27 protein-coding genes, 1 tRNA gene and 2 pseudogenes are annotated in these 25,447 nt (G+C 69.2%); 22 read left to right on the top strand and 8 right to left on the bottom strand.

Annotated elements, in window-relative coordinates:
* Positions 1-2: 2 nt before the first annotated feature.
* Together E4198_RS12055 and E4198_RS12050 are read right to left on the bottom strand one after the other, a co-directional pair.
* Positions 3-1,217, bottom strand: coding sequence for an MFS transporter (locus E4198_RS12055; RefSeq protein WP_136183151.1), 1,215 nt, complete (start codon positions 1,215-1,217; stop codon positions 3-5).
* A 6-nt stretch (positions 1,218-1,223) separates the two neighbouring features.
* Positions 1,224-2,594, bottom strand: coding sequence for an FAD-dependent oxidoreductase (locus E4198_RS12050; protein WP_136183150.1), 1,371 nt, complete (start codon positions 2,592-2,594; stop codon positions 1,224-1,226).
* Between the two features lie 103 nt (positions 2,595-2,697).
* Here E4198_RS12050 and E4198_RS12045 point away from each other — a divergent pair, with 103 nt between their 5' ends.
* The 7 genes and pseudogenes from E4198_RS12045 to E4198_RS12015 all read left to right on the top strand — a co-directional run bounded on the left by E4198_RS12045 (position 2,698) and on the right by E4198_RS12015 (position 8,332).
* Positions 2,698-3,780, top strand: a complete 1,083-nt coding sequence (locus E4198_RS12045) for an NAD(P)/FAD-dependent oxidoreductase (RefSeq protein ID WP_247597649.1) — start codon at positions 2,698-2,700, stop codon at positions 3,778-3,780.
* Between the two features lie 86 nt (positions 3,781-3,866).
* Positions 3,867-4,229 carry a metalloregulator ArsR/SmtB family transcription factor gene (locus E4198_RS12040; RefSeq protein ID WP_136183148.1) on the top strand — a complete coding sequence of 121 codons (363 nt, stop codon included), beginning with the start codon at positions 3,867-3,869 and terminating at the stop codon, positions 4,227-4,229.
* Positions 4,230-4,790: 561 nt separating this feature from the next.
* Positions 4,791-4,970, top strand: a pseudogene (locus E4198_RS12035) (transposase family protein); the annotation flags it as partial.
* Between the two features lie 148 nt (positions 4,971-5,118).
* Complete coding sequence (locus tag E4198_RS12030; protein WP_136183147.1) at positions 5,119-5,550, top strand: hypothetical protein; 432 nt, start codon at positions 5,119-5,121, stop codon at positions 5,548-5,550.
* Between the two features lie 108 nt (positions 5,551-5,658).
* Positions 5,659-6,417 carry an ATP-binding cassette domain-containing protein gene (locus tag E4198_RS12025; RefSeq protein ID WP_136183146.1) on the top strand — a complete coding sequence of 253 codons (759 nt, stop codon included), beginning with the start codon at positions 5,659-5,661 and terminating at the stop codon, positions 6,415-6,417.
* A gap of 53 nt (positions 6,418-6,470) precedes the next feature.
* Entirely contained in the window at positions 6,471-7,757 is a 1,287-nt protein-coding gene (locus E4198_RS12020; RefSeq protein ID WP_136183145.1) for a hypothetical protein, read from the top strand.
* Positions 7,758-7,825: 68 nt separating this feature from the next.
* Positions 7,826-8,332: a hypothetical protein gene (locus tag E4198_RS12015; protein WP_136183144.1), complete on the top strand. Its 507-nt coding sequence runs from the start codon at positions 7,826-7,828 to the stop codon at positions 8,330-8,332.
* 7 nt (positions 8,333-8,339) lie between these two features.
* On the opposite strand, the pseudogene E4198_RS12010 reads toward E4198_RS12015, so the two are convergent.
* Both E4198_RS12010 and E4198_RS12000 read right to left on the bottom strand, forming a co-directional pair.
* A pseudogene (locus E4198_RS12010) lies at positions 8,340-8,945 on the bottom strand (IS110 family transposase); the annotation flags it as partial.
* A gap of 1,271 nt (positions 8,946-10,216) precedes the next feature.
* Positions 10,217-11,155 carry a restriction endonuclease gene (locus E4198_RS12000; RefSeq protein ID WP_136183142.1) on the bottom strand — a complete coding sequence of 313 codons (939 nt, stop codon included), beginning with the start codon at positions 11,153-11,155 and terminating at the stop codon, positions 10,217-10,219.
* Positions 11,156-11,500: 345 nt separating this feature from the next.
* Between E4198_RS12000 and E4198_RS11995 the strand changes: the two genes are divergently transcribed.
* Positions 11,501-11,968 (top strand): hypothetical protein, encoded by a 468-nt coding sequence (locus E4198_RS11995; RefSeq protein ID WP_348771300.1) that lies wholly within the window; start codon positions 11,501-11,503, stop codon positions 11,966-11,968.
* An 820-nt stretch (positions 11,969-12,788) separates the two neighbouring features.
* Here the strand turns inward: E4198_RS11995 and E4198_RS11990 are convergent.
* From E4198_RS11990 to E4198_RS11980, 3 genes are all read right to left on the bottom strand, one after another.
* Positions 12,789-13,238, bottom strand: coding sequence for an NUDIX hydrolase (locus E4198_RS11990; RefSeq protein ID WP_247597648.1), 450 nt, complete (start codon positions 13,236-13,238; stop codon positions 12,789-12,791).
* A gap of 46 nt (positions 13,239-13,284) precedes the next feature.
* Complete coding sequence (locus E4198_RS11985; protein WP_136183141.1) at positions 13,285-14,499, bottom strand: helix-turn-helix domain-containing protein; 1,215 nt, start codon at positions 14,497-14,499, stop codon at positions 13,285-13,287.
* 222 nt (positions 14,500-14,721) lie between these two features.
* Positions 14,722-15,090: a winged helix-turn-helix domain-containing protein gene (locus tag E4198_RS11980; RefSeq protein ID WP_136183140.1), complete on the bottom strand. Its 369-nt coding sequence runs from the start codon at positions 15,088-15,090 to the stop codon at positions 14,722-14,724.
* 147 nt (positions 15,091-15,237) lie between these two features.
* Between E4198_RS11980 and E4198_RS11975 the strand changes: the two genes are divergently transcribed.
* The 10 genes from E4198_RS11975 to E4198_RS11930 all read left to right on the top strand — a co-directional run bounded on the left by E4198_RS11975 (position 15,238) and on the right by E4198_RS11930 (position 21,623).
* The gene (locus E4198_RS11975) at positions 15,238-15,576 is read left to right on the top strand and encodes a hypothetical protein (RefSeq protein WP_136183139.1); all 339 of its coding nucleotides are present in this window, start codon (positions 15,238-15,240) and stop codon (positions 15,574-15,576) included.
* Positions 15,577-15,597: 21 nt separating this feature from the next.
* Positions 15,598-16,932 (top strand): FtsK/SpoIIIE domain-containing protein, encoded by a 1,335-nt coding sequence (locus E4198_RS11970; RefSeq protein ID WP_136185332.1) that lies wholly within the window; start codon positions 15,598-15,600, stop codon positions 16,930-16,932.
* A gap of 84 nt (positions 16,933-17,016) precedes the next feature.
* The gene (locus E4198_RS11965) at positions 17,017-17,742 is read left to right on the top strand and encodes a DUF2637 domain-containing protein (protein WP_136183138.1); all 726 of its coding nucleotides are present in this window, start codon (positions 17,017-17,019) and stop codon (positions 17,740-17,742) included.
* Between the two features lie 19 nt (positions 17,743-17,761).
* Entirely contained in the window at positions 17,762-17,956 is a 195-nt protein-coding gene (locus E4198_RS11960) for a mobile element transfer protein (protein WP_136183137.1), read from the top strand.
* Between the two features lie 14 nt (positions 17,957-17,970).
* Complete coding sequence (locus E4198_RS11955) at positions 17,971-18,165, top strand: hypothetical protein (protein ID WP_136183136.1); 195 nt, start codon at positions 17,971-17,973, stop codon at positions 18,163-18,165.
* 15 nt (positions 18,166-18,180) lie between these two features.
* Positions 18,181-18,519, top strand: coding sequence for a SpdD-like protein (locus E4198_RS11950; protein ID WP_136183135.1), 339 nt, complete (start codon positions 18,181-18,183; stop codon positions 18,517-18,519).
* A 92-nt stretch (positions 18,520-18,611) separates the two neighbouring features.
* Positions 18,612-18,812: a hypothetical protein gene (locus E4198_RS11945; RefSeq protein ID WP_136183134.1), complete on the top strand. Its 201-nt coding sequence runs from the start codon at positions 18,612-18,614 to the stop codon at positions 18,810-18,812.
* Between the two features lie 134 nt (positions 18,813-18,946).
* Entirely contained in the window at positions 18,947-20,248 is a 1,302-nt protein-coding gene (locus tag E4198_RS11940) for a replication initiator (protein ID WP_136185331.1), read from the top strand.
* On the top strand, positions 20,245-20,454 hold the full coding sequence (locus tag E4198_RS11935) for an excisionase family DNA-binding protein (RefSeq protein WP_136183133.1): 210 nt from the start codon (positions 20,245-20,247) through the stop codon (positions 20,452-20,454). The genes E4198_RS11940 and E4198_RS11935 overlap by 4 nt, the downstream gene beginning before the upstream one ends.
* Positions 20,454-21,623, top strand: a complete 1,170-nt coding sequence (locus tag E4198_RS11930; RefSeq protein WP_136183132.1) for a tyrosine-type recombinase/integrase — start codon at positions 20,454-20,456, stop codon at positions 21,621-21,623. The genes E4198_RS11935 and E4198_RS11930 overlap by 1 nt, the downstream gene beginning before the upstream one ends.
* A gap of 63 nt (positions 21,624-21,686) precedes the next feature.
* On the opposite strand, the gene E4198_RS11925 is transcribed toward E4198_RS11930, so the two are convergent.
* Positions 21,687-21,760, bottom strand: a tRNA-Gly gene (locus E4198_RS11925).
* Between the two features lie 235 nt (positions 21,761-21,995).
* Here E4198_RS11925 and E4198_RS25425 point away from each other — a divergent pair.
* The 4 genes from E4198_RS25425 (at position 21,996) to E4198_RS11905 (ending at position 25,348) form a co-directional block, all read left to right on the top strand.
* Positions 21,996-22,181: a hypothetical protein gene (locus E4198_RS25425; protein WP_136183131.1), complete on the top strand. Its 186-nt coding sequence runs from the start codon at positions 21,996-21,998 to the stop codon at positions 22,179-22,181.
* Positions 22,182-22,300: 119 nt separating this feature from the next.
* Positions 22,301-22,915, top strand: a complete 615-nt coding sequence (gene dcd / locus E4198_RS11915) for a dCTP deaminase (protein WP_136183130.1) — start codon at positions 22,301-22,303, stop codon at positions 22,913-22,915.
* Positions 22,908-23,405: a phosphoribosyltransferase gene (locus E4198_RS11910; protein ID WP_136183129.1), complete on the top strand. Its 498-nt coding sequence runs from the start codon at positions 22,908-22,910 to the stop codon at positions 23,403-23,405. The genes dcd and E4198_RS11910 overlap by 8 nt, the downstream gene beginning before the upstream one ends.
* A 401-nt stretch (positions 23,406-23,806) precedes the next feature.
* Complete coding sequence (locus tag E4198_RS11905; protein ID WP_136183128.1) at positions 23,807-25,348, top strand: ricin-type beta-trefoil lectin domain protein; 1,542 nt, start codon at positions 23,807-23,809, stop codon at positions 25,346-25,348.
* Positions 25,349-25,447: the final 99 nt, after the last annotated feature.

Below are 25,447 nucleotides of genomic sequence, written 5' to 3'. Positions count from 1 at the left end.
TGTTAGGCGCCGGAGGAGACACGGGTGCCCAGCGCCAGTACGGCGGCGACGGCCGAAACGACGGCAAGCGCGGCGAACACATGCGGATAGCCACCGAAGGGGCCCATGAGTGCGGCGGCGGCCCAGGGGGCGAGAGCGGCGGCGATGGTGACGGGCGCAGCGAGGATCGCGGACAGGCTTCCGTAGTGAGCGGTCCCCCAGCGGTCGGATACCGCGGTTGCCTGGAGGAGGGTGAGGTTGCCGCGGACCATGCCGGCCAGGACCGCGAGGGCGACCAGCAGCGGGACGGGACCCGGCACGAGGCCGAGGGCTGCTGTGGTGGCGCCTCCTGCTGCGAGCAGGGAGACGGTGCGGGTGGTGGTGCCGGTGCGTCGGGCGAGCGCCGCGTACAGCGTGCGGCCGAACGTCTGGCCTGCACCCGAGAGACCGAGCGCCCAGGCGGCGGTGGTGGTACTGGCGCCACGCTCCAGCATCAGGGGGACGAGTCCGATCACCACCGCGTACACCGCGAATCCGGACAGCGTCAGGGCAGTGGCGAGCAGGAGGAACGGCCGGCTGCGCGCGACCTGCACGGGCGTGCCTGCCGAGGATCCTGCGGTCGGCGCGGGTGGCCAAGGCGCGCGCAGGGCCAGGGCGTGGGCCGGGACGGTGACGGCGGCCAGCACCACCGCCAGGACGAGGTAGGTGACCCGCCAGGACAACTCCTGCGCCAGGACTGCCGTCAGCGGGGCGAAGACGGTGCTGGCCAGTCCGCCGGCGAGGGTCACCACGGTGAGCGCGCGGACTCGGTGCGCACCCCACCAGCGGGTGAGGGCGGCGAAGGCAGGGTGGTAGAAGGTCGCGGCCATCGCCGGCCCGGCCAGGAGCCACGCGGCGCCGAAGACCACGAGATTCGGCGCCGCGGCTACGGCGAGGAGCGAGACGGCACCGAGAACGGAGCCCGTGGTCATCACCGCCCGTGGTCCCCGCCGGTCCAGCACGCGGCCCAGTGGCAATCCGACGAGTGCGGAGACGAGCAGGGCCGCGGAGAAGGCAGCGGTGGCCGCGGTGGCGGACCAGCCGGTGGCGGCGGTGATGTCGGGCAGCAGGACAGGGAAGGCGTAGTAGAGGATGCCCCAGCTGGTGATCTGGGTCAGACAGAGCGCGGGCAGAACGGCGGGCGGGTGTGATCGGACCCCCGTTCCGGTCACACCCGCCCGCGCGTCCAGTGAAGGCACCGTGGTTCAGCACTTCCCCGGGGAGGTGGTCGTGCCGTCGATCTGGAGCGTGGCGGGGGCTGCGCAGCAGCCACCGCCCTCGGGTTCCTCTGTCTCCTCCTCGTCGAACAGGCCGGCGCCGCCGCACACTCCGGTCTCCGGGAGGGTCAACTCGACACGTGAGGCGGCCTCGTGGTCGCCGGCCAGGGCGGCGGCGATGGAGCGGACCTGCTCGTAGCCGGTCAGCGCCAGGAACGTCGGCGCGCGGCCGTAGCTCTTCATGCCGGCCAGGTACACGTCCTGTTCGGGGTGGGTCAGCTCCTTCACACCGTGGGGGTAGACGGTGCCGCAGGAGTGCACGTTCGGGTCGATCAGCGGCGCCAACTCCACGGGGGCCTGGAGGCGTTCGTCGAGGCCGAGGCGCAGCTCGGTCAGGAACGACAGGTCCGGGCGGAATCCGGTGAGCGCGACGACCTCGTCGACGCCTTCCAGCCGTCGGCCGTCCTCTCCTGTCAGCGCCAGACGGCCGTCCCCGTCCTGTTGGACGGCGGACGTGCGGAAGCCGGTGACGGCGGTGGCGTGGCCGGCCTCGACGGCGGCCTTGGCGCGCAGCCCCAGCGCGCCGCGCTCGGGGAGCTGGTCGGCCTCGCCGCCGCCGAACGTGTCGCTGCCGAGACCGCGCCGCAGCACCCAGAGCACATGCGTGCCGGGGTCCTCTGCCGACAGCTGGGCGAACTGGGCCAGGGCGGTGAAGGCGGACGCGCCGGAGCCGAGGACGGCGATCCGCTTCCCCGCGTATCGCTCGCGCGCCTCCGCAGTGCGCAGGTCAGGCACGCGGTAGCTGATCCGCGCCGCTGCGGCGCGTTCCCCGGGGACGTGGAGGCCGTCGGCGCCGAGTGGACTGGGGGTGGCCCAGGTGCCGGAGGCGTCGATCACCGCGCGGGCCAACAGGCGCTCCTCTCCCCCGTCGGCGTCGGTCACGTGAACGGTGAACGGCTGCTGCTCACGGTCGGCGTCCACGACGCGGTCCCGTCCGGCACGGGAGACGCCGGTGACCCGCACGCCGAGGCGGAGGTGGTCGCCGAGCGCCTCGGCCAGCGGCTGCAGGTACCGCTCGGCCCAGTCGCCGCCGGTGGGGTAGGAGGCGCCGTCGGGCCGCACCCAGCCGGTGGGCGCGAGCAGCTTCTCCGCCGCCGGGTCCGTCACCTCCGACCAGGGCGAGAACAGCCGTACATGCGCCCACTCGCGCACGGTCGCGCCGGGCCGGGCGCCGGCCTCCAGGACAAGAGGCTCGATCCCGCGTTCCAGCAGGTGCGCTGCGGCGGCCAGCCCGACGGGGCCTGCCCCGATCACCACGACGGGCAGGTTCGGGTCATGTGTGGTGGCGGACGTGGTCACGACGACTCCCTCAGTGATTCGACTGTTGTCGATGTTGTGCGTTCAGCATGACACCTGCTTCGATGGAAATCAACATAGACAATCGTCGAACCAAGGAGTTGCTGTGGCGACAGAACACGTCGACGTCGCAATCATCGGAGGAGGGCAGTCCGGACTGGCCGCGGCACGCGCCGCCAAGGCACTCGGAACGGAACCGGTAGTACTCGAGGGCTCCGGCCGGACGACCGGGTCCTGGCCGCGCTACTACGACAGCCTCACCCTCTTCTCCCCCGCTCGCTTCAGCGCCCTCCCCGACCTCCCGCTCGGCGGAGACGGCAACCGCTACCCGCACCGCGACGAGATCGCCGACTACCTCGTGCGCTACGCCGAGCGCCTCCAGGTGGACATCCGCACACGCGCCCGCGTGGAGGTGGTCGAGGCCGACGAAGCCGGCTTCGCCATCCGCACCGCGGACGGCCACCGCATGACCGCCGCCGGAATCGTGGCCGCCACCGGCGCCTTCGGCAACCCGGCGCGACCCGAACTACTCGGCCAGGAGGGCTTCGCCGGCGAGGTCCTGCACGTCGCCGACTACCACGACCCCCAGCCCTACGCCGGCAAGCGCATCGTCGTGGTCGGTGGCGGCAACTCCGCCGTCCAGGTCGGCCACGAACTCGCCCGGGTCGCCACCGTCACCCTCGCCACCCACGCCCCGCTGCACTTCCTCCCACAGGTCCGCGGCGGAAAGGACCTCCACCACTGGCTGACGACCACCGGATTCGACCACCTCCCGCCAGCCTGGCTCGCACACGTCCTCCCCGGCACCCTCGTCCTCGATCCGGGCGACTACCAGAACGCGCTTCACTCCGGACGGTGGCACCGCAGGCCGATGCTCACGCGTCTCGAGGGCGAGTCGGTCATCTGGGACGACGGAACCCGGGAAAGCGTCGACGTGGTGCTGCTGGCGACCGGATACCGCCCCGACCTGCCCTACCTCCGAACCCTCGACGGCGCCCTGGGCGACGGCGGAGGCCCAGTGCACAGCGGCGGCCTGTCGCTCACGCACCCCGGCCTGGTCTACCTCGGACTGGAGTTCCAGCGTTCCTTCGCCTCCAACACCCTCCGCGGCGTCAGCCGCGACGCCGACCACGTCATCCCGCCCCTGGCAGCACACGTCCACCGGGCACCGGGTGCAGCCGGGCTGTGAGCCCTGGGCCGGGGCACCGAGGCGGTGCCCCGGCCCAGGGCCTTCTCCGCTACCGCAAGGAGTTCGATATATGTCAAAATGGAGGTATGGCAAAGAGAGTCGAACTGTCGGTCGTGGAGTCGCAGGTCACGCCGTGCTGCCCACCGCTGACGGAGCGCCCGTTCACCGCGGAGGAGGCAGAGCGGTCCGCCCCCATGTTCAAGGCCCTGGGTGATCCCGTACGGCTGCGCCTCTTCTCCGCGATCGCCTCCCATCAGGCCGGTGAAGCCTGCGTCTGCGATATCTCCGACGTCGGCGTCTCCCAGCCCACCGTCTCCCACCACCTCAAGAAGCTCAAAGAGGCCGGCCTGCTCACCTCGGAGCGGCGAGGGACCTGGATCTACTACCGGGTCGAACCATCCGTCCTCGCAGCGATGGGGCAGCTCCTCACTTCGCCCTCGGCTCCGTGACGGTGAGCACCGCCTCGTAAGACATCTCGGCATGCAAGACGAACGGGCATCAGGGCGATGAAGGTTCTGCGTTGCGTGAACCCCCATGTGAATCAGGGCCCTTGTGGCACGCGAATGGCACGTGCCGCAGATTTGGTCTAGACGTCGAACAGGCCCAGGTATGTGACCTGGGCCTTCGTCGTTGGAGCGGGCGACGGGAATCGAACCCGCGCTATAAGCTTGGGAATCACGGGTGGCAGGCGGGCGCCCGGGTCGCTGACCTGCAACAACCGCCCGTGCAGCCGAGGCGCCGGCCCGTCGCGCTGTCCGCCATTGACCTCCTCTGACCGCCCCGTCTGGCACGCATCTGGCATGTGAGGGCCGGTCGGGCTCGTATTGCGGGCGACTGGTCCATACTTCCGTTGCACTTGCCAATTGCATGGACCGCTCAGGAACCTTTTGCAGTGCCGGAAACTGAGGCGGGGCCCTGACCGGTTCGGCTTCAGGCCCGTACGCGGTGGTGGCATCACCGGTTGTTCGGTCGCGTAGAGCTCGTCACAGGATCTACCCCTTCCCTGATAGGGCCGCTGGGAGACGCTCTCCGCAGGTCAGTAAGCCGTGGACCGCTCACACGCGAAGATCCGCGCCCTCGTCGAGCAGGCCATGGCCACCCTCAAGACCTGGCGCCTCCTGCGCAAGCTGCGACGCTCCACCACCCGCATCACCAGCCTCGTCCAGGCCGTCCTCACCCTGGGGACCTGACCTGCGCAAACTGACGTTGGCAAACACCCTGTAGCCCCAGTTGATGTACAGTCAAGTCCCGCGCAGGGGATGCCCGTCAATGCGGCCTTCACTCAATTCACTCCGTGATGCACACGCATGCCCGAGATTCCGAACGAGAGGTACAACCGTGCGCAAGTTCGGAACCCGTAACACCTGGAAGCGGATCGGTTTGGTTGCTTCCCTCTCGACCCTCCCATTGGCCCTCGCGAGCCCCGCCTGGGCTGTCGTGAAGTACTCGTACATAGAGGGTGGAGTCGCCGGTTTCACCTCGCATCCACTGACGGATGACGGACGTACCGGACCGAACAAGGTGGACTTCACCGGATGCCATACGTGGTCGGGGACAAGTGTGACTGTTCAGCTGCGTCGTGCTGTCATCGGACCCGACACCGGATACGACGAAAAGAAGTACACGGCATGCTTCAACGGTGGAACGTCGTCCGGCGAGTGGGGTGCCGGAGTCGATGGCCACGACTACTACTTCAGGCTCACCAAGATCGATGGCAGTTCGCAAGTCGGCCCGACGATCAACGTCGAAGAGACCCGTATGTCGTTCTAGATGGCCCTGGATCCTGAATTCCTGGGTGGAGACCTGAAACGCAGGTCTCCACCTGCCTCTTGGTGAAACAGAGAGAGGCACCCCCACGCTCCAATACGAAGGTTTTGCATGGCCATTTCGATGTCCGAGTGTTCCTTCTCCTATCGGCGTAGACGCCCGGTGCTGCGTGATCTCAGCTATACGCTTCCGCCCGGGCGGACCGTGCTCCTGGGGCCGAATGGAGCGGGAAAGAGTACCCTGTTGGGCTTGTGCGCATCTGCGCTGCGCCCCGATTCCGGTTCCGTCACCTACGGCGACCTGAGCACCGGCCGGCGTCGCGCGCTGCCCGCGTTCCGTAGACGTGTGGCATGGATGCCTCAGCAGGTGGAGCAGGTGCCGGGGCTCACGGCCCGGGATCAGGTCGCGTATTCCGGTTGGCTCAAGGGGATGTCCCGGCGCGAGGCGTGGCGTGAGGCTCTCCAGGCCCTGGAACGCGTGGAGTTGGCCGATCGGGCGGATGACAGGGTCCAGGAACTCTCCGGGGGGCAGCAGCGGCGCGTCGCAGTGGCGCAGGCCCTCGTGCATGACGCAGAGGTCCTTCTCCTCGATGAGCCGACAGCGGGCATGGATCCCCGGCAGCGGCAGGTCTTCCACCAGATTCTCGCCGATCTGTCGAAGGAGGTGCACATCGTTCTCTCCACCCATGACACCTCGGACATCGCCAACTCGTACGACTCGGTTGTGGTTCTGTTGGGCGGTCAGGTGCGCTTCTCGGGAACGGTGGTGGACTTCCTTTCCCACGCGAGTGCGACGGCGGCATCCGACGAGCAGCGGGCCACCTCCGCTTATCAGGCCTTCACCGAAATCGATGGGGCGATCTCGTGGTGAACCGATTCCCCTTCGCTCGACACTCGGCCGTCATCGGTTTCGGAGCCCCGACGGTGGCTCTGGCCATATACTTCACCGCCTACCAGCCCACGCCGTTCACCGGTGAGGGTTCCCTCGTCGTGGTCTCGGTGGCCCTGAGGGTCGCCGCGCTGGGAATCGCCTTGGTGGCCGCATGGGACGCAGGGAGGCTTCGCCAGGCTCGGATCACAGCCGCCCCGTCCAGCCGCCACCTGCTGCGAATACTTGTCGATGCGATGGCCCCCACCCTGGCCCTGGTGATCATCAGCTGGGTGACGTCCTTCCTGTTGGTGATCAGCTATCTGGGAGGCCCCGCACCAGGGCTCCACGACACCGTTCCAATGGTCCGAAGTCTTGCGATCCCCTTCAGTGCAGTAGCAGTCGGCTTCTTCCTCGGACTCTCTTTTCCGCCCGTTATCGCCCGCCCCCTCGCGGTGGTGATCACGGCGCTGTGGGTCTTCGTCGCCTACACGCTGGGTATCCCATGGCTGCGGGCGATATCCGGATTCGACATGAGCACTCCGACCTACACGGATGTCGTGGACCGCGCCTATCTCATGGCACCGGCGATCCTGGCTCTCGGGCTGCTGCTCGGTCTTGTCACGCTCAGCCTGCTCTCACGTCCGGCGCTGCGCGCCGCCGCCATGGCCTGCTGCGTCCTCGCGGGCTTCGGGGCGTCGTATCCGCTGGTGAGTGACGCCCCGCGCTACGCCGACCCCACAGTTCCCCGCACTTGGGCAACGACGTGTGAGCGAACTGCCCCGGTGATCTGTGTGCCCGGCGAGTTCGCCGACGACATTCCCGCGTTGCACCGCTCCGCTCAACACGCGCTGCCCCGCATGCGAGAGGTCGGGTTCACCCCACCCCGGAAGCTGGCCTTCGTCTCGGAGGATCTACCGCTGGCACGCGACACCTGGCGAATCTTCCTCCAGAAGCCGGTGACCCGCCACCGCAGCCGGACGGTCTACGGCAGCGCCTTGGTCCCGACAGGGGTCCACCACTGCCCGGAACTTCCTGATGACTACGTTTATCCGGGGCGCGGAGCCGCTTCCGCCTGGATCGGCCTGACGGTTGGGATGTCGGAGGCCGAGGCCGCCCGCAGCTACGGACCCAGCGGTGTGTACCGGGCACGCTGGGTGCGCAGCCTCTCCACGGCGAAGCAGTACGCCTGGTTCAAGCAGCAGTTGAGTTACCTCGAGTCCTGCGACGTGCAGGTCCACGAGAAGGCCAGGGCGGGGGCCAAGGCCGAGAACGAGCGGGGCCGAGCGCTGGGGCCGCGGTTGGAGGATCCGGCGGACATGGCACCGGGCGTGGACCGGTGACCCTCTGGGCGCGCGCACGAAGAATCTGGCTGCTGCCTGTGGCCCTATGCGCCTGGACGCTCCTCCTTGTGCTCGTTCGTGACGACGTGGCGAAGGTTCCCCAGATCGCTGCGCGGGGCACCTTCTCGGTCAAGCTGATGAACTTCGTCCCGCTCATCCTGTGCATCCCGACGATGTACTGCATGAGTCGGCGCCTCATCGCCACCGAAACCACAGCGGCGCGCATGGTCACCGTCGTTGACCGGCTGGCTCTCCTGCTTCTGGGGGTGAGCGCGGCGGGACTGGGGTTCGCACTCGGGGTGTTCCTGGACATGCCGACAGCGGTGGCGGGCGGACGAAACACCGTCATGGTGCTGGGCCTCGCTCTCCTCGTAAACAGCTGGTACGGCCCGTTCGCCGGTGGCGCGGCGGCGACCATGTTTGTGATGTTCAGCATTGTCACCGGCCTGGCGGGAGACCAGAGGCCGTACCCGTGGGCGGTTCTCCTGATGGAGTCCACCAGCGTTGTGGCGGCAGTCGTAGCGGCGGTCTGTTTCACTGCCGGTCTGATCGCGATGTCGTACCGCCGACAGTGAACCCGCTGAGCTTGCTCCGGCCGGCTTTGCGCAGAGCCTGTGGGGAGCCGTAGCGCTCCAGGAGCCAGGTGACGGCGGGGTGGTCCAGGCGGGGGCCCAGGACACGTTCCAGCGACGGGTGGAACTGGGTGAGCAGGCCGCGGATGCGGTTGGAGGTGCGGGTGGCCTCGGCGGCCAGGTCCTGATCGAAGCCGACCAGGAGGGTCAGTTCGGCCGTGGTCTCATCCCCCGCGTCCAGCGTGCGCAGGGTGTGGGGCATGGTGCGGGCGGCGTCGGCGATGACGGCGGCGTCCTTGGCGTCGGTCTTGGCCTCGCCGGGGTAGGGGTCGGCGATCCGGCGCATGGCCAGGCCGGGCAGGTAGGCGACCTGGCAGCCCGCGTCCCGGGCCACGGTCAGGGGCAGGGCGCCGATGGAGGCGGGCTGGTCCACGATCACCAGGACGCTGCCGAACTTGGCCGTCAGTTTGTCCAGGACGGCCCGCAGTTTCGGTTCGCTGTTCGGCAGGGGCTTGTCGAAGACCTTCTTCCCGGACGGGGTCAGGCCGTGACCGTGGTGGGCGGTCTTGCCCACGTCCAGGCCGAGGAAGACGCCCACTTCGTCGATGCTGGTCACCGTGCCCCCACATGTCGTCGATGGCATGCCGGCCTCGGGCTTCGGGGGCCGCACGCGCGCATCCACGTTATGCAGACCTGTCGCCCGCAGACGACCTGGTGCTGCACCAGCTCAGGCGACGGCCGGTCCTCTTATCAGCGTCTCCGACGGCACCCCTCGGGCCCGGTGACACCCACCCCCCAGGTCATACGAGCGACAGGGGGCAACAGTCATGCCGGGCCCGGAGGCCAACGGTCCCGTTGCAGGACCGCGAAGAAGATAACGGGTGCAGATATCCCTGATCCGTCAGCGCGCCCTGCACCTGCTCACCGCACCCGCCTGGTCCGCACCAGCGCGACCCCACTTCGGCGACCCCGACGGCTGAACCGGACCTGCGGCATCACGTTCTCCATGCCGGCCGGATCAGCCGGCGCGGCGTACTGCTCCCGCGTAGTCTCGGCGCCGCCCCCGGTGCAGCGGGAGGGCCGGCTCGTACATGACGGCCCGGACCTTCAGCGGGTCATGGTCAGGGGTCAGCGCCTCCTGCGGATTCCTCCCCGCGACGGGTCTGGACAACGCAAGGGCCCAGGCTGGGGATCATGTCCCTGACCTGGGCCTGAGTCGTTGGAGCGGGCGACGGGAATCGAACCCGCGCTATAAGCTTGGGAATCACCGTGCAGATCGGACGTGTTGGGCTGCTGAGCTGCGAGGACGCCGGGATGCCGCTGTCATCGCTCGCGCCCACGTGCCCCGCCTTAACCGCCGTTTACCGCCCCTTCTGGTGCGCATCTGGTGCGGCTCTGGGGCTACAGACCTCGCAAGGCCTCGCGGAAGTCTGGGTAAGCACTACAGCAGTCAACGCTGCCGTCGTCGTTGAGACTGCCCATGTACCAATCGTCGTCGTCAATCGGCTTCACCAGGCACAGGCCGTGAAACCTGATCACCATCTCGGGCCGTATCAGCTCGCCGTCCGCCGGCCCTCCACGCCACACCGCTACACGATCGACGCTGAGGAGGACCGCCTCCTGGTCTCCCGAGACATCACGGATCGCTGCAAGAGTCCAACCTACGGGCAGTCGCTCACTTGCCATGTCGCGATCATGCCACCCGGACACAGCGAGGCGACACCGTACTCGCATCGACCACCGCTTTAGGAGCTCGATCGGGGTATCGCTCCGGGGCTGTTCTGCCGGTGAACTCGGTGTCTCTGGGGGGTGCCTCGATGCGTCGGTGTGCACGCCTGTTGATGTCGATTGTGGATGTCGGCCGCGCATCTCCCGTGCGGTCAGTCTCTACGGGAGAGCCGTAGGAACCGTGCTTGCGAAGTCCCTCCCTTCAGGCCAAAGCACCGCGCACCCCTGCGACTCCGCCAGGGCGAGAAGGTCGGCACGAGGCTTGGAGGGCACCAGGATCGCCCGCGTCGTGTGCTCCACAAACCGGCTGTAATCAGCCAACTGACCAAGCGCCATACGGATGTTCTCGCGCGTGACGCTCCCCTTGCCCTCAACGAGTAGACCGAGCTCTCGGCAGTACAGGTCGGTGAACAGGGGCCGACTCTCACCGGGCGGCAGCATGCGGTGCCGGCACGAGGAGTAACCCTTGCTCGCGAGGTAGTCGGCGAACGCCTTGACCAGCTTGGCCTCTTTTCGCTCCGCCTCGTAGGGTTCACGGTTGGGGTTTACGAACGACTTCTCCGTCTCGTTGCGCTCAATGGGCAGTTCGTCCACGGACTCCGGGGCACTGTCAAGGAGACGACCGAGCTTCGTTGCAGGCCGCCTGGGATCGGCGTCGACGGGCCGCAACCGGAACACGATCACCTTGCGCAGGGGGCCGTCGTTCGTCTCAGGGGCGTCGGCTTCGTACCAGGGGTCCTCCTGGTCCACGACGAACTCGCCGCGGTAGGTGACGGTGCCGCGGGCGCCTTGGAATACGCGCAGTGCGCGGCCCTCAACTTCGTGGTTGAGGATGCTGACGTTGCCGGAGAGCATCCGCTGATCCCCGTACTGGCCTTCGCCGCTGTAGTGGAAGCGGCCGTCCGGCATCCAGTCGTCGTAGTACCCGTGCTTCTCGCCGGCCACCGGGTCGGTGAACACGAAGACGTTCGGGGTCCTGGCTGAGGGGCCGATGCCGCCCTGCGTCCTCCCCCCGAACTTGGCGTGCAGCTGCTTGCGTTCGATCGTGTCGCCTGGCTTGAGCGTCCACTCGGGTGCCGGGTCGGTCGTCTCGGTCATGGGCTCCTCCTGTTGGTCCGGCGGCTCCTGAGCCGTGGTGACCTGTGGCAACTGAGAGAGGATCATCGCACATCAGAATCGGATGCTGGAATTGGATATCCGATTCAGGCCCAAGATGAACATGTGCGCCCTGTCGTGCGCTGCGTGCTCACTTGTGTGCCACACATGCAAGGCGTCTTCCTGAGGGGGCCGGGCGCGCCGGCGGCACTGTCGGAAGGGGAGTGCATGGGGTCGGCAACTCGATGGGCGCGAGGGACCTTCGGCGAGGTCGCGGGGGAGGTGGCAGACGCTGTGCTGGCTTGCCTCGCACGGGCTCACGAGCGGGCTCGTACTGGCCAAGAAGGGGTGCACACACAGACCCTTGAGGCGTACGGCCACGGACTTCACGCCGTGCAGTATGAGGAGTTGGCAGCAGGCCTGGAGCAGTACGGAAACCCGGTGCGCCTCCAGGGGCGAACTGTGGTGATCGTCTGCGGCAATGTGATCTTCCCGTTCCGGTACGCCAAGAAGGACGTACCGGTGACGGCTGCTCGCTTGCGTCGAGCTACGGGCTTTCGAGCAGAGCTGATACGGCGCCATGGCCCGGAGCCCATGCAACAAGAACTCGACCTTGGTCTGGACGAGGTCAAGGAGGACGAGCCGAGGTTGGGACTCGAAATGTTGCCGGAGGACGTGGGCCTTGTGCTGGTTGCCTACGCGTGCTCGATGGAGGAAGGCGTGCTGCGTGTTGAATGGGGCTCCGCTGAGCTTCGCAAGGAGGACAGGTACCTGATCTGGCACCATCACGAGGCGCTGCGCCCTGGACGGCGATGAGCTCGGGCTGCGTGCAGATCAGGCGCGTTGGGCGTCTGCGCTGCGCTCACATGGGGATGCCTCGGTCGTGGGCGACGCATCCCCATGCGTCTGTGTTGATCGCCTACGGCTGGGGTGTCGGGGGCGCTACACGACGGGTCCGGCCATGGTGCAGACGACCGTCACGGTGGTGCCCTGGGTAGGGGTCGTCGGTGCGCCTAGCCGTGCTGGGGCCAGGGTTGCTGTGAGCGTGAGCGGCGCCACCAACCCGACCACAATTGACACGCCGCGTGTCAACCACCTACTCTCCTGTGTACAAGTGATTGCAGGGTACTTACGCGATGCCATTCGTGTCCGATCCTGTAGGCCGATAGCCCGTACGTGGTCATGCCGGACCGTTGACGTGCGGGCCATCGGTGTGTGTGATGGTGTGCGGCATCGTAGCACGCGACCCGGGCTCACTGGCCGGTAGTAGAGCTGTCCGCCGCGCCCTCGCCCACGCCACAACTCGTGGTCGGTGGAGCGGCTTTGGGCTGGAGCTGCCATGGGGTGAGAGATCGGGGGCCCGTAAGCTTGCCGCGACTCGGGCAGCACCTAGCCTGCCCGCAAAAGCCCGAAGTGGGCCCCCGATCTTCGAGGATCGCCCCATGGTGGCTGCCTAAAGCCGTGGAGCCGACCGCCCCAGCCACGATGCTCCCTCTCTTCTGTGGCTCTGGCCGCGCGCGGGCCGGCGGCCGGGCCGGAGCGGGGCGGAGACAGGAGCGTCGGCCCGGCGGCGAGCCGGGCCGCGCGGCGAGCGGAGCGAGCCCTTGAACCCGTAAAGAAGGTTTCTACTCACCGGCTATGCCGCTGGGGCTTGGCCGTGCTCCAGGTAGATCGGTGCGGCTTCGTCGCGTGCTGCCATGGCTGCCTGGATGCGTCGTGCTAGCCGTGGAATGGTCCGCTGGGCTACCTCGGCGCTGGTGACGTAGGCGTAGGACGAGAGCTCGTCCGGCTGCAAGCGGATCTGCGCTTCGGCTTCGGTGCTGAGCTGCCCGCCGTCGAAGAGGTAGAGCACCTTGTCGCCCTCCTTGTCGTTGGGCGCCCAGTCGATGGCCAGCAACCGTCCGACGGGCGGGGCGATGCCCAGCTCTTCGCGGACCTCGCGCACGCACGCCTGCCGGGGGGACTCGCCGGTCTCGACGTAGCCTCCGGGGATCTCCCAGTAGTCCTTGTACGACGGCTCGACCATGAGGACTCGTCCGGCGGCGTCAAAGAAGAGCGCACCCGCCGCCATGCGAGGGTGCGCCATCTTCGCTTCGTGCTCGTTCGCGGCCATGCGGTCGAGCGTACCTACCTCAGACCACATGCAGTCGCATCGCCAGGTCCGCCATCGGCCGGCTTGGCCGGCCCCGCTGGCTGCGGACCCAGGACAGGACGAGTTCGCGGGCGAGGTAGTGGCTGCGGACCTGCTCGGGCGCCCAGGATTCCGCTTCGAGGACCAGGGCCAGGGCCTCGTCCACTCGGTTCCGCGAGCTGAGTGCGCGGGCGACTTCGAGGTTGTGCCGGGTGCGGCGCTCGGTCGGCAGGCTGCTGGTGTCGATCTGCGGGCCCATGTCCAGTGCGACCTGGAGGTCGCCCAGCTCGCCCGCCGTGGCCACTCGGTGAATGGCCACGTTCGTGGGGCCGAAGGCGGTCCACATGTGATTCGCGTCCTGCCCGAGACGCTGTGCGGCATGGTCAGCCGCATCAAGGAAGGCCCGGGTTGTCGAGCGGTCCTCTGCTCGTGCGGCTGCCATCGAACCCGCGAGGAAGAGCGTCCCGTAGATCGACAGATACTCCGGGCTCGCACCTTCTAGGCCGGGGCGAAGGTAGTCCGATGCGTCGCCGACCAACTGCGTTGCCGCGTCGAATCGTCCGCTGGAGAGCAGGCAGTGGGCGACGGAGCGGAACAGTGAGCCGGTCACGACCGGGTTGCCGGACTGCTGGGCGGCCGAAAGTCCTCGGTCGGCCGCGATCCAGGCGAGGTCGTTCTCGCCAAGCTTGGTCAGCACCATGGCGGCGCCCTGGTAGGTCATGGCCGTCAGCTCGTGCGCGGTCTCGCGGTCGCTCCCCTGGTACGTCTGGGCAGCGATCAGGGCGTCGGCCAGCAGTAGGGGCAGGCGGCGGGTGGCCAAACCGTACTTCGAGTTCTGGTAGGCGTCCCAGACCTCGGCGACGTTGGTACGGAGCTCGTTGAGTGCGGGGGCTTCGCCTTCGGTCGGGACGCCGAGCAGGGGCGTCAACTGGCGGTAGTTCATCAGGGCGGACCGAAGTGCCGGCACCGTGGACGTACCGCTCTCTCGTGTCCAGTCCATGAGGGTCGGTTCCGCGATGAGGTCGCCGAGCGCCACGTCCAGGGCGTCGGCCAGGGACTTGATGACCGACAGGCGGTCCAGCTCGATACGTCCGTTCTCGGCCTTGCTGAGCCAGTCGACCGTGCGGCCGACCAGTCCGGCCAGGACCTCTTGCGACAGCCCGCGCCTCCGGCGGTACCACGCGACTCGTTCACCGATCGTCAGGTTCGTCGTCATTCCTCGCATGGGAAGAGCGTCCCCCTGCCTCTTCGACGGACCCCGGAAGGTTTTTCCGGGGTTCAACTCCGGTGCGGTCGTACGTTCGTGGCGTCCGAGAGACCTTGCGACATCGGGGGCCCTCAGTGGCGCTGTCCAGTAGCGAACGGTTGGAACTGATGCGGCGTATCGAGCAGATCAGTGAGGAGGTGCGTGAGGTGGCACAGCGTGCGGAGGCAGCGGCTACGGCCTTGGCAACTGCTGACGTACGAGCTCTTCGAGCTGGTCCATGCGGTCGGCGAGCTGGCGCACGTCGCGGTGAACCTCGTTCAGGTGCTGGGTGATCTCCTCGTACTCCGGGCTGCGGCGGGACACTCCCCCCTCACCAGGTGCAGCGACGAAACTGCCCTTCCCCTGGTGAGAGATCGCGTACCCGTCCTCCCGCAGACGGGCGATTGCCTGCCGGGCCACGGTGCGGGACACGTCGTGAGCCTGCATCAGCTCCGTCTCTGAAGGGAGCTTGTCTCCCGGGTTGAGCTTCTGGTCCCGGATCTCCCCTTTGATCCGGTCGGCGATCTGCAGATACGCCGGTTGTCCCCTGAACTCGGCCATGGCACCTCTTCTTGGTTGTCGTACCAAGTCCAGCACATCGGAGCGACAGCCGTCGAGGACTACTTGACATACTTAGTGCGTCAGGTGCACTCTCGGATCCACGTCAGGACGTACTAAGTACGTCAAGTGCAACCCCAAGGAGTCGGGATGCCCACGTTCAAGGTCGACACCTCCACCGCCGTCGTCTTCGTGGCGGTCGAGCCCAAGAAGAAGGTCATCAACCGAGAGACCGGCGAAGTCCAGGTCGACCGGGAGACCGGCGCCCAGATGATGACCGTCGGTCTGACCGTCGCCGACGAGGGAGAGGCCAACCTCCACACCGTGAGCATCCCGGAGACGGGCGTCCCCGAAGGACTGACCCTGGGCATGCCGGTCAAGGTCGTCGGCCTCAAGGCACGCGACTGGGAGAACACCTTCAACGGTGAGAAGCGGCACGGCATCGCCTTCCGAGCGGTGGCCCTCGTCGCTCCCGGGTCGGAGGGCTGATCGGTGGGGGAGACGCTGACGATCACCGTGCTGGTGGTCATCCTGGGCACGGCGGCGCTGCTGCGGTGGCGCCGCCCGGCCTGGTACTGGCTCACCTTCGGCGCCCTGGCCGCCGTGATCCGGCTCCGCTTCCGGTACGCCTCGGTCATGGAAGCCTGCGGGCTGACGGTCCCGCCGTCGCGGTTGCGGCTGCTGCTCGCTCGGGCGACACGTAGCGAGGTGCCGGCCTCTCGGGTCCCGCGCATCCGAGCGCTGAAGGTCACCCGCACGGGGTTGGTGCTGCGGTTGAAGATGCGGCCGGGTCAGGACGCCTTCGACTTCGCCGCTGCCTCGGACCGGTTGCGGCACTCCTTCGGCATGCAGGGCGTCACCTCGCGTGAGGTCAAGGCCGGGGTGGTCGAGCTGCGTATGACCGGCTACGACGTGCTCAAGCGGGTGCAGATGCCCGCGAAGACCGACGCGGGTACGTTGCGGGTTCCGGTCGCGCTGCGGGAAGACGGCAGCGTGCACTACCGCGACTACCGCACCACCCCGCACGCGCTGAACATCGGCGCCACGCAGTCGGGCAAGTCCGTCTACCAGCGCCGCCTGGTCGCCGCCCTCGCCCCGCAGCCGGTCGCCCTGGTCGGCGTCGACTGCAAGAACGGCGTGGAACTCGGCCCGCTCGCCCGCCGGTTCTCCGCCCTGGCCGACAACCCCGACGACGCACGCGGCCTGCTGGAAGCCCTCCTCGACCGGATGGAGGCCACCTACGAGGTGATCCGGCGGGAACAGCGCATCAGCGCCGACACCCCGGACGAGGAGATCACCGCCGACATCTGGGGCCTGCCGGAGAAGCTACGGCCGACCCCGGTGGTGGTGCTGGTGGACGAGGTCGCCGAACTCGCCCTGTTCGCCAGCAAGGCGGAGGAGAAGCGCCGCGACGCCATCATTACCGCCCTGGTCCGGCTGGCCCAGCTCGGCCGCGCCGCTGGCATCTACGTCGAGATCTGCGGTCAGCGGTTCGGCTCCGACCTCGGAGGCGGCATCACCCTCCTGCGCTCCCAGCTGACCGGCCGGACCGCGCACCGGGTCAACGACGAAGCTTCGGCGAAGATGGCGTTCGCCGACATCGCCCCCGACGCCGTGCTCGCGGCCGTGCAGATCCCGAACGAGCGGCCCGGAACTGCCGTGGTCGGTGACTCCTCCGGCGGCTGGGTGCTGACCCGTACGCCGTTCACGACGCTGCGGCAGGCCGTCAACGCCTGCAACCGCCACGCCGACCTCACCCCCGAGGTCCCCGAACTGGCCGCCTGGCGCCCCGCCCTTGATGAGGCCGACGCCCGGCCTCGCGTGGACCTGACCAAGGCTGCTTGACCTTCCCCGCACACCGGTTGGCGTGACCGCCTCGCGCCACGTCCCTACCCCACCCATGCCCGAAGACCTGGAAGGAGGACCCCGATGCGCTCGCTTCGCGTGGATGCCGTGCTCGTGCAAGCCGTGATCGCCGGTGCCCTGTCCTTCGCTCACCTCCACGACATCGCCGAAGCCGCCGGACAAGACGGCTGGAAGGCCTGGGCCTACCCCATCTCCGTGGACCTGCTGCTCGTCGCCGCTTGGCGCCGACTGCGGGCCCTGCAAGCCGTTGGCTCCCCGGCCGGGGCCGCGTGGACCTGGTTCCTCATCGCCCTGGCTGCTTCCCTGGGCGCCAACGTGGCCACCGCCGGCCTCCTCGACCTGGGCGACGTGCCCGACTGGCTGCGCATCCTCGTCGCCGGATGGCCCGCACTGGCCTTCCTCGGCGGCACCCTCCTCGTCCACTCCCCGAACGACACGGCCAAGCAGACGGCAGACGAGGACGAGTGCCAGGCGCTCAACGTCGACCGAGCCGAATCAACCGCGCCCGCACCCGCAACCGACCCGGCCCCGGCCGCCCTGGAGCCGACCGGAGCGCCGGCACCCCCGGCCACCCGACTCGAGCCCGAACCCGTTTCCGTGCAGTCCGTCGAGAAGCCCCGACAGGCTCCGGCGGCGGCGTCGGTCCCCTCCGCGCTGGTCGACCACGCCCGGAAGCTCGCCGACGCCCACCGCGCTCGCACCGGGGCGCCGATGGACACCGACACCCTCCGCGCCCGCCTGGGCGTCCCCGCGCCGATGGCCGACGCCATCGCCGCTCAACTCACCTGACCCGAGAGGAGACCTGATCGTGCCTGCCCGTGACTTCTTCCACTCCGTCGAGCGCATCGGCCCGGTGCAGATCGGCACCCACCGCGACCGCCGCACCGGTCAGACCCGCCACGCAGCCGTGTGCACCTCCGAGCGCTGCGGCTGGTCCGCCGACTACGGCACCCGCTCCGCCGCCCAGCTCGCCGCCCGCACCCACCGCTGCCGCATCCGCTGAAAGGAGGTCGACCCATGTCCGTAGAGATCCCGCTCGTCGCGCTCCTGGCCGTCTTCGGCTACTTCGGCATCAAGCTCTTCCGCCCGCCGACCTGGCTCGTCGTGACCCTCCTCCTCGGCGGCTTCCTGCTGGCCGACACCTTCATCGCCCCGGTCATCGAGGGCGGCGCCGAGACCGGCACGCAGATCGTCAACGGCACCAACGACTGAACGAAGGGACCCGCCATGTTCCGACCGAAATACCCCACCGTCCCGGCCCCGACCGGCACCACGCCGCACGTGGTCACTCCGGCCGCAATCCGTCCCGGCGCCGCTGTCGAACCGACCGGCTGCGACTGCCAGCACCCGGCCCCGGTGCATGCGCCGGCCACTCCGGTCCCCGCGGCTTCGGCTCGCCTGACTCCCGGTACCGCTGCCGCGCTGGTGGCCGGCGGAACCGCGGCCGTCCTCGTCGTCGGCACGGTCCTGGTCTCCATGCTCCTGGCCGTCGCCATCACCGCCGCATCCCTCGCGGTCACCGCGCTCGTCGTCCGCTCCCTGCTCAGCGGACGGCACCAGCACTGACCGGCCGCCGGGCAGCGCACAAGCCGCCAAGCATCGCCGCTGCCCGGACGGTCCGGCCCCTTCCCATCCACAGATCAGAAGGAGAACCCATCATGCAGCACACCGCTTCCCGGGCCCGCTACTGCCGCCACTGTGACGGCTTCCCCGCCGTCGCCATCGACACCGGCACCCTCCACTCCGACGGCACCCGCCGCACCCTCCGCGTGGTCTGCCGTGGCTGCCAGGGCACCGGCACCGTTCCCCTCCGCCCGGCCCTCGACGCCGCTGCCACGGCCGCCTTCTCCCGCCGCTGACCCACCGCCCCGGCCGGGGCACCCCGCGCCCGGTGCCCCGGCCCGCCATGCCCCGAGAGGAGGAACCCGCTTTGCCTGCAACAACGACCACACCCCCGGCCCGGGACTTGGCCGACATCGCCCGCCTCGGCAACATGCCCGCCCTCGTCCGCCAGCTGCACACCCTCGGCGGCTGCACCACACCGATCCGTCTGGAAGGCCACCGCACCGAGCAAGGGCTGAACACCCGCACCGGTGAGATCGGCGCCGTGCTGCACCACCTCGACTCCGCCGAACTGCCCGCCGGTCACCTCCTGGTGCGCTGCAACAACCGCCGGGCGACCCGCTGCGCCTCCTGCGCCGAGGTCTACCGCCGCGACACCTACCAACTGATCACCGCCGGACTCAAAGGCGGCAAAGGCGTCCCCGAAGAAGTCGGCACCCACCCGCGCGTCTTCGCCACCTTCACCGCCCCCAGCTTCGGCCCCGTACACAACCGGCCCGCCTCCCGCCGCTGCCGCTGCGGCACCCGCCACAGCGAGGCCGACGACACTCTCGGCACCCCACTGAACCCGGACACCTACGACTACGAAGCGGCCGTGCTGTGGAACGCCCACGCCTCGAAAATCTGGGCCCGCTTCTCGATCTACCTGCGCCGGGAAGTCGCCAAGCGGGCCGGGCTCACGCAACGGGACTTCGCCGACCACGCCCGCGTCTCCTTCGCCAAGGTCGCCGAGTACCAAGAGCGCGGCGCCGTCCACTTCCACGCCGTGATCCGCCTCGACGGCCCCGAGGGCGGCGACACCCCGCCCCCGGCCTGGGCCACGGCCGAACTCCTCGCCGATGCCATCCGCGCCGCCGCCACGAACGCTGAGGTACCCGGGCCCGTACTCGGTCGTCGGCTGCACACTTTCGCCTTCGGCCGCCAGCTCGACATCCGCACCATCCGCACCGCCGACCTGGACGGCGGCACCGAACTGACCGACCGCGCGGTCGCCGCCTACATCGCCAAGTACGCCACCAAGGGCGCCGAGACCACCACCGGCACCCTCGACCGCCCGCTGAAGTTCCTCGCCGAACTCGCCCGCGTCCACATCAGCGATCACGCCCGGCAACTCATCCGCACCGCCTGGCACCTCGGCGGCCGCCGCGACCTGGCGGACCTCCGCCTGCGGGAGTGGGCGCACATGCTCGGCTTCCGGGGCCACTTCTCCACCAAGACCCGCCGTTACTCCACCACCCTCGGCGCACTCCGGCAGGCCCGTGCCGAGTGGCGACGCCTGCAAGCCGCCATCGCACGCGGCGACACCGAAGTGCCGGCCACCCCGGACGACGAGGAGGAGACCACCCTCGTCCTCGCGCACTGGGCCTTCGCCGGAACCGGCCTCTCACGCGGTGAGGAATGGCTCGCCGCCGCCTTCACCCCCGACGACACCGAAGGGAAGTTCACTGCATGAGCGACCGACTGCTGACCGTCGCCCAGGTCGCCGAACTCCTCGGCACCACCGTGCGCTTCCCGCGACGGCTCATCGCCGAACGCCGCATCACCTTCGTCAAGGTCGGAAGCCACGTCCGCATCCCCGAGAGCGCCGTGGGCGACTACGTGGCCGCGCACACCGTCCGGCCGGTCACCCGCCGGGCTCGCTACAGGAGGGCTGCCTGATGGGAAACAGCAAAGGCAGGCGGCGGCGCTTCGGGGCAGTCCGGCAGTACCGTTCCGGCCGCTGGACCGCGAGCTACCGCGACCCGGACGGGCTCGAGCGTCGGGCACCCGAGACGTTCGCCACCAAGCGGGATGCCGAGATCTGGCTCTCTCAGATCGAAGCGGATCTGTCTCGTGGCGACTGGCAGGACCCGGACGCCGGTGCGGTCAACTTCGAGGAGTACGCGCTCCGGTGGGTCGGCGAACACACCCTCGCAGCGACAACCGAGGAGCTGTACCGGCGCCTGCTCCGGCTGCACCTGCTGCCCACCTTCGGCGGCCTCGACCTGGACGAGATCACCCCTCCCCGCGTTCGGACCTGGCGGGCAGAACGGCTGACAGCCACCGGAGCAACGACGGTCGCCAAGAGCTATCGGCTACTGAAAGCCATCATGGAGACCGCGGCCGATGACGAGCTCATCCGCCGGAACCCGTGCCGTATCCGGGGAGCGGGCAAGGAGATGGCTCCGGAGCGCCCGGTCGCCACCGTGGACCAGGTCGACGCCCTGGCCGACGCGATCGGCCCTCGCTGGCGGCTGATGGTCTACCTCGGCGCGTACGGCCCCCTCCGCCCCGAGGAACAAGCCGCGCTGCGTTGCCGTGACGTCGACCTGGACGAGATGATCCTCCGCGTCTCGACGGCCGCCCCGGAGCTGAACACCGGCAAGCGGGCCGAGGGGCCCACCAAGTCGGATGCGGGCGTGCGCCTGGTCGTGCTCCCCGACTTCCTCCGGACCGACCTCCGCCGGCACCTCGACTGGTTCGCCGAGAAGGGCCCACATGGCCTGCTCTTCGTCGGAGAGAAGGGCGCCCCGTTCCGTCGTACCTCGTTCGGACGGAAGTGGAAGCGGGCTCGGGCGTACGTCGGCATGCCGGACGGCTTCCGCTTCTACGACCTCCGGCACACCGGCCACACCCTGTCGACGCAGAGCGGTGCGACGCTCAAGGACACGATGGTGCGGGCCGGTCAGTCCTCGGAGCGGGCCGCGCTGATCTACCAGCACTCGAACGCCGAGCGGCAGAAGGAGGTAGCCGGGGGCATCGACGCCCGGGTGCGTGCCGAGCGTGCGCGCACCGCCGAGAAGGGCGACGGGGAGCGTTCTGGTGCGGATCTGGTGCAAGACGCGTAGGGCGGTCTAGACAACACAAGGGCCCAGGCTGGGGATCATGTCCTTGACCTGGGCCTTGGTCGTTGGAGCGGGCGACGGGAATCGAACCCGCGCTATAAGCTTGGGAAGCTCATGTTCTACCATTAAACTACGCCCGCGAAGAGCGACTCGCAGAGCCTTCTCAACGCGGCACACTGTACCTCATGGCGGACCCCCGGCGCACAGGTCGGCGGGTCCTTTGTGCTGTTCGGGGGGTGCGTGCACGGGGTGTGGCGGGGTACGGAGGAGGGGGTTGCGGGGGCGTACGGTGGGTTGCGGAGTGCCGGGCTTCGGGTGGTGCACTTCATCCCCTAACGTGGCTTTCGTCCACCACGTTGCCGTGAGAGGGAGACGATGGAGTCCACCGTCGTTCGGTGTGCCGAGGGGCACGAGTTCAGCACGTCCGTGTTCCCCCTGCAGAATCTCGGACCCGACCGGATCGGTCCCGGTCGGTTGCTGCGGTGTCCGCAGTGCGCGCGGTTGAGGCAGGCCGTGCCGGTGGGTGCCGGCGCGGAGGCCGGTGGCGCCCGTCGGCGCTGAGCAGCCGGAAGCACGAAGGTCCCGGCTCTCGCGGAGGGCCGTCGGCCAGCAAGTCGTAGCGCGTGGCGGGGTCCGGTCCGGTTGGGCCGGGCCCCGCTCGTGCGCGTAGGCTCACAGCCGTGCTGCTCTCAGACAAGGACATCCGGGCCGAGATCGACGCCGGGCGGGTGCGCATCGACCCGTACGAGGCGGGGATGGTCCAGCCGTCCAGCATCGACGTGCGGCTGGACCGCTACTTCCGGGTGTTCGAGAACCACCGCTACCCGCACATCGACCCGTCGGTCGAGCAGCCCGACCTGACGCGGCTGATCGAGCCGGTCGGCGACGAGCCGTTCATCCTGCATCCCGGGGAGTTCGTGCTGGCATCGACGTACGAGGTCATCACGCTGCCGGAGGACATCGCCTCGCGGCTGGAGGGCAAGTCGAGCCTGGGGCGTCTCGGCCTGCTGACGCACTCGACGGCCGGTTTCATCGACCCGGGTTTCTCGGGGCACGTGACGCTGGAGCTGTCGAACGTGGCGACGCTGCCGATGAAGCTGTGGCCGGGGATGAAGATCGGGCAACTGTGCATGTTCCGGCTGTCTTCGCCGGCCGAGCACCCGTACGGGTCGGAGCGGTACGGGTCGCGCTACCAGGGGCAGCGCGGGCCGACGCCGTCCCGGTCGTACCTCAACTTCCACCGCACGCCGATCCGGGACGAGGCCCGGGGGGAGGGCCGACTCCGGGATGGGTGACGAGCGGGAGCACCTGACGTACGAGCGGTTCGGCGTGGCGGTCCGGGAGTTGGCGCGAACCGTCGCGGACGACGGCTTCGAGCCGGACATCATCCTGTCGATCGCGCGCGGCGGCCTCTTCGTGGCGGGCGGGCTCGGCTACGCGCTGGATGTCAAGAACGTGCATCTGGCCAGCGTGGAGTTCTACACCGGGGTCGGTGAGACGTTGCCGATGCCGGTGATGCTGCCGCCGGTGCCGAACGTGGTGGACCTCAGCGAGAAGAAGGTGCTGGTCGCGGACGATGTCGCGGACACCGGACGGACGTTGAAGCTGGTGCACGACTTCTGCGCGGAGCACGTCGCGGACGTGCGGACCGCGGTGATCTACGAGAAGCCGCAGTCCGTCGTGAAGTGCGCGTACGTGTGGAAGCGGACCGAGGCGTGGATCGAGTTCCCGTGGTCGGTGCAGCAGCCGGTGGTACGGCGCGCGGGGCAGGTGCGGGACGCCTGACCCGGGGCGGAACGGCCCGGGACCCGGGAGCGGGTCGGGCCTGCGGGGGCGCGGAACCTCCTGGGCGGATCCCCGGAGCGCGGTGCGCGAGCGCGACTGCCCGCTCCTGCGCCGCGGCCCGCGCAGCTACGTGATCGGGACCGCCGACCGCGGCTGGACGGCCGACGTCCACGGCCCGCAGCAGGTTTACCGATGGGTGCGGGTGTACGGCGACCTGAGTACGTGCCCGGGGACCTGCCGTAGCCGACGCCGAGGCACCGGTTCCGTCGCGGCGGGTGCCGGCGGCGACCGGCGCCGAAGCCGTAACTGGCCGGATTCTTGCGTCGGATGGGCTTCCCGAGAGGCGTACCTGCGAGTAAGAACCACGGGTAACACTGATGCCTCCATGACGGGAGCACCCCATGGCACGTGCGAGAAGTGCGGGACGCCTCGGCCGGACGGCGGTGACCGCGGGACTGCTGGCCGCGGTGCTGGCGTTCACCGGCGGCGGGCCCGCTGCGGCGCCGGCCGCCGCCGAGGAGCGGGCGGCCGACGTGGTGCCGCTGTCGGCGGAGTTGGAGGACGCACGGGCGGCGCAGGCGGAGACGCTCTACGGCGACCCGGCGATCCGGCCGATGGACGAGCGCAAGACGTCGCTGATCTCGCTGGGCGACAGTGAGATCAGCGGTGAGGGCGTCGGCACCTACGAGCCGGGCACGGACGGGCCGGACAACTGGTGCCACCGTTCGCCCGACGCGGCGATCCACCGCACCGGCATCCCGGCGGACGTGACCTTCAACGTCGCCTGCTCGGGGGCCTCGACGGTGAACATCCGCATCGGCGGCACACCGCAGTACGCGGACGAGCTGGTGCAGAGCGACAACCTGGCCATCAAGGCGCGCAACACCCGCATCCAGCAGATCGTGCTGGTCGCGGGCGCCAACGACGACCTGCGGTTCGGGCCGGTGATCACGGACTGCGTGGTGCGCTGGTTCACCTTCCAGGGCGCCTGCCACCCGAAGTACCGGCCCGGTTGGCAGGCGCGTGTGGACGGCCTGCAGCCCAAGGTCGTCGCGACGGTCGGCGACCTGAGGACCGTGATGCGGCAGGCCGGTTACGCCGACGACGACTACCAGCTGGTCGTGATGGGGTATCCCGGTCCGCTCGGCCCGGACGTGTACGACAACCCCGACTACCCCGGCAAGCTGTTCGGCGGCTGCACCAGCTACGACAGCGACGCCGCCTTCGCCCGGAACTACGCGGTGCCGGCGTTCGAGAAGGGCATGCGGGAGGCGGCGCGCCAGGCCGGCGCCACGTACCTGGACGCGTCCCGGCTCTTCCACGGCCACGAGGTGTGCATGGAGAACACCTGGGCGCGGGGCCTGTACGTCGACCTCACCAACCCGTTCCCGCCGGACTCCAACTCGGTGCGCCAGTCCTTCCACCCCAACAAGCGCGGCCACGGCGCCTTCGCATCCTGCTTCACGGCCGTCTACCAGGCCGGGCAGCAGGGCGTGCGGGAGGCGTCCTGCGCCGATCCGAGCGGCGCGGGGCAGCCGCGGCTGTACGAGCTGGCGTGGGACGACGTCTTCGGGCCGCTGCGCAACGAGGCGACCGGCAGCTGCCTGGACGCCGAGGGCGCGAGCAGCCGCGACGGCACGGCCGTCGGCGGCTGGAGCTGCAACGGCGAGCGCAACCAGGGCTGGTGGCTCGACCCGGAGACCCGTCAGCTCCACACGGAGCTGACCCACGACCGGTGCCTCGACGTGCCGGACGGGGACTACGAGGCGGGAGCCGGGCTCGCGCTGTGGAACTGCCACGGCGGCGCCAACCAGCAGTTCGTACGGGACGGTGCCACGCTCCGCCCGGCCGAGGCGACCGGGCTGTGCCTGACGCTGGCCGGGGCCACGGAGCCGGTGCGGCTCCAGGAGTGCGATGGCTCGGCGGCGCAGCGCTTCGCGTGACGCGCTGAGCTGCGGACGGCGAGCGGCGAGCGGCGAGTTGTGAGTTGTGAGTTGTGAGCTGCGAGTGCGGTGCTTCGGGGCCGGGCGCCAGGGCCCGGC

This window comes from Streptomyces sp. RKND-216, from assembly GCF_004795255.1.
In the GTDB taxonomy this organism is placed as follows: domain Bacteria; phylum Actinomycetota; class Actinomycetes; order Streptomycetales; family Streptomycetaceae; genus Streptomyces; species Streptomyces hazeniae.
Note: the sequence above shows the minus strand (reverse complement) of the source record. Positions and strands in the feature narration are given on the sequence as shown.

What these genes read in the sequence shown, in the direction of transcription:
- E4198_RS11990 (WP_247597648.1), bottom strand. Translation starts at nt 13,238, where the DNA reads ATGGCGCACCCTCGCATGGCGGCGGGTGCGCTCTTCTTTGACGCCGCC.
- E4198_RS11950 (WP_136183135.1), top strand. Translation starts at nt 18,181, where the DNA reads ATGTTCCGACCGAAATACCCCACCGTCCCGGCCCCGACCGGCACCACG.
- E4198_RS11955 (WP_136183136.1), top strand. Translation starts at nt 17,971, where the DNA reads ATGTCCGTAGAGATCCCGCTCGTCGCGCTCCTGGCCGTCTTCGGCTAC.
- E4198_RS11940 (WP_136185331.1), top strand. Translation starts at nt 18,947, where the DNA reads ATGCCCGCCCTCGTCCGCCAGCTGCACACCCTCGGCGGCTGCACCACA.
- E4198_RS25425 (WP_136183131.1), top strand. Translation starts at nt 21,996, where the DNA reads ATGGAGTCCACCGTCGTTCGGTGTGCCGAGGGGCACGAGTTCAGCACG.
- E4198_RS11935 (WP_136183133.1), top strand. Translation starts at nt 20,245, where the DNA reads ATGAGCGACCGACTGCTGACCGTCGCCCAGGTCGCCGAACTCCTCGGC.
- E4198_RS11905 (WP_136183128.1), top strand. Translation starts at nt 23,807, where the DNA reads ATGGCACGTGCGAGAAGTGCGGGACGCCTCGGCCGGACGGCGGTGACC.
- E4198_RS11975 (WP_136183139.1), top strand. Translation starts at nt 15,238, where the DNA reads ATGCCCACGTTCAAGGTCGACACCTCCACCGCCGTCGTCTTCGTGGCG.
- E4198_RS11930 (WP_136183132.1), top strand. Translation starts at nt 20,454, where the DNA reads ATGGGAAACAGCAAAGGCAGGCGGCGGCGCTTCGGGGCAGTCCGGCAG.
- E4198_RS12040 (WP_136183148.1), top strand. Translation starts at nt 3,867, where the DNA reads ATGGCAAAGAGAGTCGAACTGTCGGTCGTGGAGTCGCAGGTCACGCCG.
- E4198_RS12000 (WP_136183142.1), bottom strand. Translation starts at nt 11,155, where the DNA reads ATGACCGAGACGACCGACCCGGCACCCGAGTGGACGCTCAAGCCAGGC.
- E4198_RS11965 (WP_136183138.1), top strand. Translation starts at nt 17,017, where the DNA reads ATGCGCTCGCTTCGCGTGGATGCCGTGCTCGTGCAAGCCGTGATCGCC.
- E4198_RS11910 (WP_136183129.1), top strand. Translation starts at nt 22,908, where the DNA reads ATGGGTGACGAGCGGGAGCACCTGACGTACGAGCGGTTCGGCGTGGCG.
- E4198_RS12025 (WP_136183146.1), top strand. Translation starts at nt 5,659, where the DNA reads ATGGCCATTTCGATGTCCGAGTGTTCCTTCTCCTATCGGCGTAGACGC.
- E4198_RS11980 (WP_136183140.1), bottom strand. Translation starts at nt 15,090, where the DNA reads ATGGCCGAGTTCAGGGGACAACCGGCGTATCTGCAGATCGCCGACCGG.
- E4198_RS11985 (WP_136183141.1), bottom strand. Translation starts at nt 14,499, where the DNA reads ATGACGACGAACCTGACGATCGGTGAACGAGTCGCGTGGTACCGCCGG.
- E4198_RS11945 (WP_136183134.1), top strand. Translation starts at nt 18,612, where the DNA reads ATGCAGCACACCGCTTCCCGGGCCCGCTACTGCCGCCACTGTGACGGC.